At 37.9% G+C, this 4,955-nt stretch carries 3 protein-coding genes; all 3 read right to left on the bottom strand.

The features are described 5' to 3' along the window. The coding region (locus tag F6K22_RS31540) for a hypothetical protein (RefSeq protein ID WP_293107366.1) at positions 1-391 on the bottom strand (391 nt) is incomplete at its 3' end. A gap of 1,348 nt (positions 392-1,739) precedes the next feature. Continuing rightward, positions 1,740-3,113 carry a magnesium transporter gene (gene mgtE / locus F6K22_RS31535; protein WP_293107363.1) on the bottom strand — a complete coding sequence of 458 codons (1,374 nt, stop codon included), beginning with the start codon at positions 3,111-3,113 and terminating at the stop codon, positions 1,740-1,742. A 258-nt stretch (positions 3,114-3,371) separates the two neighbouring features. Further along, on the bottom strand, positions 3,372-4,778 hold the full coding sequence (gene mgtE / locus F6K22_RS31530; protein ID WP_293107360.1) for a magnesium transporter: 1,407 nt from the start codon (positions 4,776-4,778) through the stop codon (positions 3,372-3,374). Between the last annotated feature and the right edge of the window lie 177 nt (positions 4,779-4,955).

The following is a 4,955-nucleotide window of genomic DNA, read 5'->3' as shown; positions in this document are numbered from 1 at the left end:
GTAATAACTTGATAGTTTGTTCTTGAATCTCTAACCGATTTGACAAACTTTTAATCTTTTCCATCAAAGGTTTAACTTTTCCTTCTCCCTGATTATTTCCTAATGCTTGAGCCGTAGATTCAAAAGAATTTATACTATCTTTTAACTGAGAAATAATCTGAGAAATTGACTCTTGATATTCGTCTAATTTTCTAGTATTATCAAATTTAATAGTTTGAGTTTGTTCTGCTAATTTTCGTCTGTTAAACAGATTTAACAATAAAGATATAAAAATAAACACTACCGGATAAATAATTGGTTCCTCAAACATATAATTAGCAAAAATTCCGACGGCAGAAACCGCAAGAAAAATATATTCAAGGATTTCTAAAAGACGTAGGCGGTGCAACATATTTATTGAATTATAATTTTGTTTATTAATATATAGCAATTCCTATACTGGTAAGCTACAAAATTCTAGGTTTTAGGGAACACTTAACTGGGAATAGGGAATATAATAGAAATAAAGATAGGTTTACCTCATTAGACATCTCCAGAAAAGAGGGAACGCTTAACTGGGAACACTTAACTGGGAACAGGGAAGAATAATTGATAATTTATGGATAATAATTGATTTTATTTTTTATTTTTGGAGATGTCTATTAGTCTGAGAAACGTTATAGCTCTTGTAAAAATATTTGTAAAATCTGTGGGTTGGATTGATAAACCCAGCAACAACCTGAAGAGTAACTCAACTATATTTGTTCAATTCCTAAAGTACGCTTAACCCTACCTAATAGACCAACACAGCTCAAATAGTATATTATACCAATTCCCAAAAGTATTGCTATACTTAAGTGGTACTTCAATTATTAAGTAATTAACACAAGATAAATCACTTTTTTGCTAATAATAGCCCAGTTAATGTTTATTATTCTTATTTTGTACGGACGTTTAGCTGGCGCACAACGCGCGTTTTTCATGTCGCGTAGCGAAACGCTGCGCGACATGAAACGCATTTTTGTTATGCAACGTCCCTACCCCCACACGGACCACACGGACTACACTTCCCCACCCGATCAGATATAGCATTCTTTTTGAGAAATGGTATTAGATCATGTCGGAATAATTAGTGATAAAAAAAACTTTCTCCTTTTCCTCCTCTTTATTCTTTATTCTTTATTCTTCTTTCTTGGACGTTGCTGAACCAAAGGATGAATCTTTGACTCCCCACACGGACCACACGGACCACACGGACCACACTAATTCATCCCACAAATATGCAACCCCCTTTCTTGCTTCTTTCTTCCCTCCTGACTCCTGATGAGTGACTCTTCCGTCGTTTATTTATAAGTATTCAACCGGACATGATATTATATCATTGGGGACGGATTAATCTGATTGAATATTAAGTCTCATTAATTTAACTAGAACCCACCCCTACTATTGCAACATTTTAGGTATCTCATGCTACTAGACCGTTTCATCTTAAATGGTGCATTAGAAAATGGGGGGATGGGGTGATAGGGTGATAGGGTGATGGGGGGATGGGGTGATTATGAAAAAAGCTAATGCACAGTTTTAGCTGAAACAGTCCACTACTACAATATTATAACTATATCACCTGCTTCTTTATTTTTCCTTCCCTTCTATAGCACGACCCATTTAGGATGCGAACATTGGTAAATCTTATTTGCAGAGCATTTGAGAACCGAAAACTCAGTCATAAATTAGTTTTGACTTTTGACTTGCGGGTAGCGCTATATTTCCAAAAGCAAAACAGCTAAACCAAAATAAATTAATACACCTAAAATATCAACAGCAGTGGTAATAAAAGGAGCAGACATTAACGCAGGGTCTAACTTTAATAATCGAAAGATAAATGGTAAAGCTGCACCAGCAACAGAAGCAATAATTGTAATGGCAAATAAACTAATACCTACCACAAAAGCTATAGCAAAATTTTGTTGCAAAATATAAGCCCAAATTATTGCAACTATCCCCAACATTAAACCTAGCAAACTACCAGCAATTCCTTCCCGAATAATCACCTGCAAATTTCCCATACTTCCTATTTCATCAGTGCTAAAACCACGAATTATTACAGTAGATGACTGGGAACCAACATTACCACCAGTATCATTCAGCAGAGGAATAAACGCAGCTAAACCTACCACTTTTTCCAAAACTTCTTCCTGAGAAGTAATAATTTTACTCGTGAAAGTATTAGTCAGAAGTAATACTAATAACCAAAAGACTCGCTTCTTAGTAACAGCCAACAAATTAACCTGAAAATAATCATCACCCTCAGACTGTACCCCACTTAATTTATAAATATCTTCGGTGGTTTCTTCTTGCACAATATCAATAGCATCATCAACAGTAATAATTCCCACCAGTCGCTTTTCCTGATCTACAACTGGCACAGCAATTAAATCATAATGTTGAATAACCCGGACTACCTCTTCTTGGTCAGTGTTAGTTTGAACGGACACCACATCACGATTCATTATTTCGCTGATAGTTTGTTCTGGGGAACCAGTAACTAACTCTCGTAACGACAGTATCCCCACTAAATGTTGTTGTGCATCAGTAATATATAAGTAATAGATAGTTTCAGAAACATCAGCTAAAGAGCGTATTCTTTCTAAACTCTGAGCTACAGTATCATCAGACTCTAGACTAACATATTCTGGAGTCATTATACGTCCGGCAGTATCTGGTTGATAACCTAACAAAAGGGAGGTAGCTTCCCTTTCGCGGGGACTAAGTTCAGAGTTGAGACGTTGCAAAAGTTTGGGAGGCAACTCATCGAACAGTTGAGCGCGGTCATCAGGTGACATTTTATTCACAATATCTCTAATTTCCTGATGACGAAACTGTTGAGATAAAGATTTCTGTGTAGAGGGGTCAAATTGTTCATAGACAGCGATCGCTTGTTCTGTTGGGAGTAGTCGAAAAACTACAAGCTGTATATCTTCAGGTAAAAGTTCTATAGCTTCAGCAATATCGGTTGGTTGTACAGGTGCTAAGAGATTTTTTACTTCAGCTAGGTTATCCTCTGCGATTAAGTTTTGCAGTTGCGTTCGCACTTCATAAACAGTTGCTTGAGAAGATAGATGACTTGTGTACATTATTTTTTCCTGTTTCAGCTTACAGTAGTTTGGATTTTACTAGAGCACAGTAAGAAAGTTCCATAGAACTTCCCTACAATTTTTTTATAGCACTACGCAAATAGGGCGCGGACATTTATAAATGCTCAAATTCACTCAGAGATTACTTTTGACTTTTGAATGCATGACTTTTGACTTGCGCATAGCGCTATAGTTGTTATTGTGTTCGATTTTGAATCGCTAGGTATAAAAATGTTTGCCCAACCTCGATATTTTTTTTCATATTTGCAGAATTATTCGTGCCAAGTTGAAATAAATCAAAACACCGAGAACATCAACAGCAGTTGTAATAAATGGTGCTGACATTAAGGCAGGGTCTAACCCAAACGAACGAAACAGGAATGGCAAAGAAGAGCCAGCAACAGAAGCCAAAATCGAAATTGCCACTAAACTTACACCCACCGTTACTGACACTTCTAAATTGCCCTTCACAATAAATAAAAAAGCCCAAGCTGTTGCTAATAAACCGAGAATACACCCAAGCATTGCACCAGCAGCAGCTTCACGCAGAATCACTTTCAATGGTCCAATTTTCCATATTTCATCGGTATTCATACCTCGAATTACAACAGTTGAAGATTGCGCACCCACATTTCCACCAGTACCAGTTAACAATGGAATGAATGCTGCTAAGGCAACTACCTTTTGCAGAATATCTTCTTGCGCTGTAATAATTCCACCCGTAACACTATTAGTCAGTAACAACACAAATAACCAGACTACTCTTCTCCGAGCAGCAGTAAATAAATTTACCTGAAAATAATTATCACCATCAGACTGCACCCCACCTAAAGCATAAATATCTTCAGTGGTTTCCTGTTCCAAAATATCAAGAACATCATCAACGGTAATGATACCCACCAGTCGTTGTTCGCTGTCTACTACTGGTATTGCCAGAAAGTCATAACGCTGAATAACACGGGCAACTTCCTCTTGGTCAGTACCAGTTTCGACGCTGACAAAATCACGACTCATTATTTCGCTGATAGTTTGGTTTAGCTGAGAGGTAACTAAATCTCGCAAGGAGAGAATACCTGTGAGGTGACGGTTAGTGTCAGTGACATATAGAGAATAAACTGTCTCAGTAACGTGAGCTAATGAGCGAATACGTTCTAAACTTTGGGCAACGGTATATTCTTCTTTGAGGGAAATATATTCCGGAGTCATTATCCGTCCCGCAGTATCTGCGTTGTAACCAAGAAGTTGGGCGGTAGCTTGGCGTTCTGAAGGGCTGAGTTGACCTAACAAACGTCGGACAACGGCTGCAGGTAGTTCTTCAAATAGTTTGGCGCGGTCGTCAGGCGACATTTTATCAACAATATCTATGACTTCTTGGCGCTTGAATTTTTCGCATAGAGACTGTTGTACAGTGGAGTCTAATTGTTCATAGACTTCGATCGCCTCACCTTTAGACAGTAACCGAAAGGCGATGACTTGCATAGTTTCTGGTAAACCTTCGATCGCTTCAGCAATATCGGGTGGTTGTACTGGAACTAACATAGCTTTAGCTCCAGACAAGTTATCTTGTTCTAGTAGAGCTTGAAGTTGCGATCGAACTAATTCCCGTAATTCTTGACGAGAAATTGTCGCTACCGAAGGGGATGAGTAGTTATTATCTTCAGTCAAAGCTAACCCTCCTATGATATAGATTCCTGAATCCAGTTTAGACGCTAAGGGAGGTTTTTTCTCCTTAGAGTTCATAAAGTCCTAATTTTTAGTAGGGATGTTTCATTCTACTAAAACACATTGGAGTGATGAGTCTGGGAAGTTTGGTCGATGGGAGGTATAGCGCTACGCGCAACA

Source organism: Okeania sp. SIO2F4 (genome assembly GCF_010672385.1).
Lineage (GTDB): Bacteria > Cyanobacteriota > Cyanobacteriia > Cyanobacteriales > Microcoleaceae > Trichodesmium.
Note: the sequence above shows the minus strand (reverse complement) of the source record. Positions and strands in the feature narration are given on the sequence as shown.